Genomic DNA, 6,207 nt, shown 5'->3' with positions numbered 1-6,207 from the left:
GCGGGTGAACCTCATGTCCCACCACCGCCGAAGCACCCCAGGATTCTCATCCCGCCACGATGGCACCGCGAAGCGGCGTCATCACAACTTTTCCCGGCATCTTCGCCGGAGCCCTGCGTGTCCGCGCCTCCCGCATCACCCCCGGCATGAAACTCGCCGCGGCGCATGCCCTCGCCTCCGTGGTCGTCGACGAACCGCGCCCCGACCACATCGTCCCCTCCCCCTTCGACCCGCGGGTGGTCCCCGCGATCGCCCAGGGTGTCGCCACCGCCGCCAGCCTCGAAGGTGTGGCCCGGCGATGAACCATTCAAGTGGTGTCACCACAGACGGTCATGTGGGCATCGATCTGCCACCAGTCACGGAGAAATACACAGTGCATCCCCTGCATCAGGCCCCGCACCACCGGCGCCGCAGTCCCGTCCGGGCCTGGCTGCAACCGTTCCTCATAGGCCTGGTCATCGTCTCCGCGTTCGTCAGCTGCTACATCGGTCTCATGCGAGATCCCCAGCCGCACCGGATACCCGTGGCGGTCACGGGGCCGCAGCTGGCAAACAGGGTCCAGCACGCTCTGGGTGATTCGATCGACGTCCGGCGCGCCGGCTCGCCCGACGAGGCACGCGACGCACTCCGGCATCGCGATGTGATGGCCGCCCTCGGCAAGGTGCACCGCGGCACGGCTCTGAAGCTCGACGTCGCGAGCGCGAACGGCCTGTCAACGACAACCGCGGTCACGAAGCTCGTCACGGCCTACGCGAACGGCGCCGACAAACACGTCACCGTCTCCGACGTCGTGCCGCTCAACCGGTACGACGCCCGCGGCATGGCAGGGTTCTACGTCTCCTTCGGAGTGACCCTCTCCGGATTCGTCCTCGCCCAGAACGTGGTGGGATTGAGCAGTCTGCTGCATCTGCGGCATCGCTTCGCCCTCGTGACTGTCTTCTCCATGGCGTCAGGCCTGGTCGCAGCCGCCATAGCCGGCCCCGTCCTCGGCTCCGTCCCCGCACCGTTCCTTCCTCTTGCCTTCGTACTGGCCCTGCTGGCCGCCGCCGCAGCCTTCACCACGAAGTTGCTGGCCACATACCTCGGCCCCCTGGGCATTCCCCTCGCCACGCTGCTGCTCCTGACTGTCGGCAACTCCACCAGCGGCGCAACGGTCGGCACCGACCTGATGCCCGGTGCTGCCCGGACACTCTCGGCACTGCTGCCTCCCGGGGCCGCCGTCCGCGCCGTCGCCGACCTCAGCTACTTTCAGGGCTCCCATGTCCTCGCCCCGCTGGCGACGCTCACGTTGTGGGCCGCAGGTGCCGCGCTCCTGCTGGCCATCCGTACAGACCGGCCGGCGCCCAGCACCCAGGCTGCCTGACGTTGAGCAACCGCCTTCCCTCAGCGCGGCGTTCGCACGCCGCGACAGAACCCCTTCATCGAAGGGCCTGTCAACCGGGACGGTGCCGCCCACCATCACCGGGATGGCCCGCGACGCCATCACCATCGTCGAGGCGCTCGGGCTGTCCAGGATCGACCTGTTCGGGTTCTCCATCGGTGGAATGGTCGCCCAGGAACTCACCCTGATCCGTCCCCAACTCGTCCGCCGTCTCGTGCTGGCCGGCACCGGGCCGCGCAGCGGCGTGCTGATGCACGGCTGGATCAACGACGTCCAGGCCCTCGCCAACGTCGCCGACAACCATCCCGAGGATCTGCTCTCCCTGTTCTTCGAAGTCACCCCGACCAGCCAGCAAAAAGGCCGGGAGTTCCTGGAGCGGCGCGCCTCCCGCACCGAAGACCGGGACAAGCCCGCCGGCCTGCAGGCCCGCGACGCCCAGATGGACGCCATCACCGAATGGGGTATCCCCGACCCGTCCCAGTTGGCCCGGCTGGCCGGGATCACCCAGCCGGTTCTGATCGCCAACGGTGACAACGACATCATGATCCCGACGCCGAACTCCTGGCTGTTGGCCAGACACCTGCCCAACGCACGCGTCAGGATCTACCCCGACTCCGGACACGGCTTCCTCTGGCAGTGGCCCGAGGAATTCGCCGCCCTGGTCCACAGTTTCCTGTCCGGCGCCGGCGAAGAAAAGGCCCCATGATGGACATGACCAGCCAGGCGCACAGGCAGCAGCGAGCGTCACATGCGGCGGCGACCGCCGGGCTGCGGCTGCTGCTGTGGTGGCTCGGGCACGGGCTGGTGCTGGCGTCGCGGTTCAGCGCACCGGTCCGGTCCCAGATCACGCGCAGCCTCACGGTCGAGATCTCCGCCGACGACGGTCCCGCACGACACTGGGACTTCGACGGTCAGCGGCGCCACGTCTCCACCTCGGCGGGCCGGGCCGCAGCGCCCGACTTCGCGGTCCGGTTCACCAGCAGCGGTCACGCGCTTCGTGACCTTACGTCGCCAGACGCCATCGACGCCATCATGCGCGACCGCATTCACGGAACCGTCCGCGTCGAGGGCAACCATCTGCTCCTGATGTGGTTCCGCGGCCTGATCCGGACCGTGGTGCCCATCGGCGGGGCCGGTCCTCCCCGGCAGGCCCTCCCGGGCGCCTACGTGGCGCACGACCCGGCCGCGAACGGTGCCGAGAAGATCACCGTCGAGCCGGCTGTGCGGCAACTGGACCCGCAGTGGACCGGGGCCTGGAACGCGCGGGCCAAACTGTGGATCGTACGCGGGGCCAACGGCGAACCGCTCCGGGAGCCATGATGAGCACCCGAGCCGAGACCCCTGAGGCGACGGCGCCCATGCCCGGGCTCAGCAACCGCGCTCTGGGCTGGCTGCGGTTCACATGGGACAAGGCGACCACCCCGGACGACTGGAGCGACCAGGGTGAACCCCACCCGTGGTGGGACCGCTACACCGCGCCGCCCATGTGCTCCTTCCCCCGGTTCGACCTCCACTACATGTCATACGTGCTGCCCGTCATGCTCGAAGCAACCCCGGCATGGCGGGAGGTCTACACCCGGATCGCGGACGAACTCGTCCGCCGCTACATCTCTTTCTGGGGCGCGGTGGACTGGTGCACACTGATCGGTCCTGACCCCGGTGTGGACCGCTACCCCCCGGCGTGGCTGACCTTCATCCCCGAACCGCTTCGCGGCCTCTACGCACCACCGGGATGGACCGGAAACGGGCTCGAGCCGTGGGGACTGCAGCCCGACCCGGTCGGCGCCGACGGGAACGTCTTCTACCGGGGCTGGCTGAACCTTCTCCTCGGCATACGCCGCTATGTCTCCGGAGAGGCCACCGAGCACCGACCACTCGACATCACCGGGTACCAGAACCGCCAGTTCACCTGGACCCACGCGCGGATCGCGGAACTCATCTCCGCCCAGTTCCGCAGCCGCCCCCAGGGCCCGCACTGCGAGAACACCAAGATCTGGCCGTTCTGCGTCAGCGCCGCCGGGCTCGGCCTCAAACTCTACGACGCGCAGCTCGGAACCACCTTGAGCGAGCCGTTCCCGCGCTGGATCGACTACCCGCGCCGGCACTACATGAGCCTGACCCGCTCCGGCGAGCTGCGCACCTTCGCGCTCTACTACGACCCGATGGAGCAACGCCTCCATTCCCTGCCCGGACCCTCAGTAGCCCACGGCGTGTTCCCCTGCCTGCTGTACCTGTATCCGCAGGACCGCGAGTTCGCCCTGTGGATCTACGACCTGGCGATGCGGCGGCTGGGCTGGTCCGACCCGGATCTACCGCTGAGCAGGCTCCACCCCGACCCCAATCACCTCGGCACTGCCCTGTGGATGGCACACGAGGTGAAGGACACCGCCACCGAGGATCGCATCCGGGAGTTCGTCGAAAGTCGATACCAGCCCCGGTTCTTCGGCGAGGAGAACGATCGTTTCGCATTCTGGTTCGGCTACGACTCCACCTGGCCCCGCGGGCAGGTCAACGCCACGCTGATGCTCGCCGAGAGCGGCGGCCCGGGAGCCTGGTGGCGCATCTTCAACGAACCCCGGCTCGTGGCGACTTCGGAACCGCGACTCCGCGGCGCCGACTACCCCGACCTCGGCATCCGGCGCGCCCAGAACGACATGGCCGACCGCGTCCTCAGTATCGAGACCACGGCCGGCACACCCTCCCGGCGAGGAAATCCCACCAGCTTCACCATCGATCAACTCCCGAGCACCGCCGGGGTTTCGGTCACCGTCGACAACCAGGACTCGACCGGCTGGCACATCACCGGTGGCCATTCCATCCGGCTCGACCTCGACGTCGGCGACCATCAGATCCGGGTCGCCTTCCCGGGTGGCAGTCCCCGGCAAAGCAGTCCCCGCACTTGAAAGGTGCCTCTATGACGACCGCGTCCGCCTGGGCGGCCCCGCTCATCGAACTCCTCGGCCTCGCGCACCCGCCGGTCGCGATCACCTTCGGCACACAACCCGCCACCTCCAGTGCCAGGAGGCTCCCCGCCCAGCCCGCAGGATGCTGCTTCTGGGAACCCGCGCAGCGGCAAGCCCTCGACACGCGCGCCGCGGACCACGCCAACTGCAGCACCGGAAGCTACACACACGGCCTGATCGACATGGCCACCGCCGCGTCCGGGGCCGACACCGCCGCCCTGATCGGCAGTGGATGGATCAGCCCAGCAGACTTCGACCTCGTTGCACGCCTGCCGTTCCGGCCGACGTCGATCCGCTACGAGCCGCTCGCCGACGCAAGCAGTCCGGACGTCGTGCTCGTCCGGCTCTCGCCTTCCTCGCTCATGACCCTCCAGGGCGCATGCCCGGACCTGCGGCTCGCCACCAGGCCGCAATGCCAGATCATTCCGCTGGCCTACAGCGGTGAAATCGCGGTCAGCCCGGGATGCGCGGTCAGCCGCGCCCGTACCGGCCTCCCCGCGCAGGAGATGACCTGCGCGCTGCCCGCCGCGAGCCTGCCCGCGGTCGTCGACCGTCTGCGGCAGGCCGTTGCCGCGATCAGGCGGCCGCCGGCTATGCCGCCACCGACCGCCGGCGATTCGCCGCGCTCGACTGACCAGCCCGCGAGAGTCCCTGTCCCACGCGTCCTGTGTCGAGGGCGGCGTCCCTCCCGGCAGCGCCACCGGGAGGGGAACTCACAGTCTCAGGCCCCAAACGGCATGACCTGCCGACCGTTCCGAGCTTCGGTTTGCCCTGCCGACGCCCACCAAAACGACGGCCGCGACGACGGCGGTGGCCCCCTGCGGCGGGTGTGGCGCACGATCCCCGGCGCGTCGCAGCGGGGGCGCCCCCGAACAGTTCACAGCGGTTGCGAGTCGGCCCCGGCGGAACCGGCATCGAAGTCCGTGCCGACGGTGGAGTATTGGGGAAGTACGGCTGCGCGGCGCCTCACCACCGCGCCGCGATGGAACCCGGCTCCCACTCACGCACGCCTTCAGTACGGTGCGGCGTGCCGCGACGGCGTCTCCTGCGTCGTGTTGCGCCTACGCAACGAGGCTACGCAGTCAGGACTCCGTCCGCGGGGAGGTGAACCCCGTTGAGTTACTCCGCGTCGGGGCCGGCGAGAAACGCACCGCCGCCGGCGACCTCGGTCGACTCAGTGCGCCTTGTCGAACGACCGCGAGCTGTCAGGCCGGGCCGAGCCGGAACAGAGTCTCCGCGGTGCCGGAAGCAATCTTGGAGCGGTCCGAAGGGTCGCTGGTGATGTGGATGTTGGTCGTGATGTAGTCCGACACCCGGCGTTCGAGGTGCTTCGCGTTCCCGGAGAGGCTGTCGGCCCGGTCCATCCAGGACAACAGCATCTCGCCCCAGTGACCGAGGACCGGCTGCAGGTCGGGGTGGCGGTCGAACGTGCCCCGCAGGATCAGCCGTAGTGCGACCGGACCCGCCTCCAAGTGCCAGCCTCCGCAGAAGGTCGCCAGACCGAGGTCGACCGGTGGATCCAGGCCTCGGTGCGCGACATCGCGCAGCTCGTGCGACGGGATCCGCGGTTGGATGAAGAGAGGCTGGCGCCAGCGAGCCGCGATGGCGAACAGGTCCTCGTGGGCGGGATCGTCCGGCGTACGGGTTCCGGTCCGGCCATGGACCATCGCGCCGACGTGACCGAGTCGGGTGGCGCACCGTTCGCCTGCATTGCCGACCGCATCGCCGAGGAGTTGGGGAAGGTGTATGCGACGACGGACAGCGGCGGCCATGGACGAGTACCGGGAGAGGCTGCGGGCGGCGCAGGCAGAGCACCTGGGGTTTACCGAGGCCTGGCACAGCGGTGACCCGGGCAGGAGCGAC

General features: G+C 69.2%; 7 protein-coding genes and 1 pseudogene. 6 read left to right on the top strand and 2 right to left on the bottom strand.

Going from position 1 to position 6,207, the window contains the following annotated elements:
- Nucleotides 1-89 precede the first annotated feature (89 nt).
- Nucleotides 90-302, top strand: a pseudogene (locus AB0M27_RS13475) (NAD-dependent malic enzyme); the annotation flags it as partial.
- A 5-nt stretch (nt 303-307) separates the two neighbouring features.
- Here AB0M27_RS13475 and AB0M27_RS13470 read toward each other — a convergent pair.
- On the bottom strand, nt 308-667 hold the full coding sequence (locus AB0M27_RS13470) for a hypothetical protein (RefSeq protein ID WP_365721084.1): 360 nt from the start codon (nt 665-667) through the stop codon (nt 308-310).
- Here AB0M27_RS13470 and AB0M27_RS13465 point away from each other — a divergent pair.
- From AB0M27_RS13465 to AB0M27_RS13445, 5 genes are read left to right on the top strand one after another with little or no spacing between them, the layout of a single operon-like run.
- Nucleotides 644-1,363, top strand: a complete 720-nt coding sequence (locus tag AB0M27_RS13465) for a hypothetical protein (RefSeq protein WP_365721082.1) — start codon at nt 644-646, stop codon at nt 1,361-1,363. The two genes, AB0M27_RS13470 and AB0M27_RS13465, sit on opposite strands and share 24 nt — an antisense overlap.
- Complete coding sequence (locus AB0M27_RS13460; RefSeq protein WP_365721080.1) at nt 1,260-2,087, top strand: alpha/beta hydrolase; 828 nt, start codon at nt 1,260-1,262, stop codon at nt 2,085-2,087. Before AB0M27_RS13465 ends, AB0M27_RS13460 begins: the two co-directional genes overlap by 104 nt.
- On the top strand, nt 2,084-2,701 hold the full coding sequence (locus AB0M27_RS13455) for a hypothetical protein (protein ID WP_365721078.1): 618 nt from the start codon (nt 2,084-2,086) through the stop codon (nt 2,699-2,701). The genes AB0M27_RS13460 and AB0M27_RS13455 overlap by 4 nt, the downstream gene beginning before the upstream one ends.
- Complete coding sequence (locus AB0M27_RS13450) at nt 2,698-4,284, top strand: hypothetical protein (protein ID WP_365721076.1); 1,587 nt, start codon at nt 2,698-2,700, stop codon at nt 4,282-4,284. Before AB0M27_RS13455 ends, AB0M27_RS13450 begins: the two co-directional genes overlap by 4 nt.
- 11 nt (nt 4,285-4,295) lie before the next feature.
- Nucleotides 4,296-5,462 carry a DUF169 domain-containing protein gene (locus AB0M27_RS13445; RefSeq protein WP_365721074.1) on the top strand — a complete coding sequence of 389 codons (1,167 nt, stop codon included), beginning with the start codon at nt 4,296-4,298 and terminating at the stop codon, nt 5,460-5,462.
- A gap of 87 nt (nt 5,463-5,549) precedes the next feature.
- Here AB0M27_RS13445 and AB0M27_RS13440 read toward each other — a convergent pair whose 3' ends face one another.
- On the bottom strand, nt 5,550-6,116 hold the full coding sequence (locus AB0M27_RS13440; protein ID WP_365721072.1) for a hypothetical protein: 567 nt from the start codon (nt 6,114-6,116) through the stop codon (nt 5,550-5,552).
- Nucleotides 6,117-6,207: the final 91 nt, after the last annotated feature.

This window comes from Streptomyces sp. NPDC052107 (assembly GCF_040680215.1).
Lineage (GTDB): Bacteria > Actinomycetota > Actinomycetes > Streptomycetales > Streptomycetaceae > Streptomyces.
Note: the sequence above shows the minus strand (reverse complement) of the source record. Positions and strands in the feature narration are given on the sequence as shown.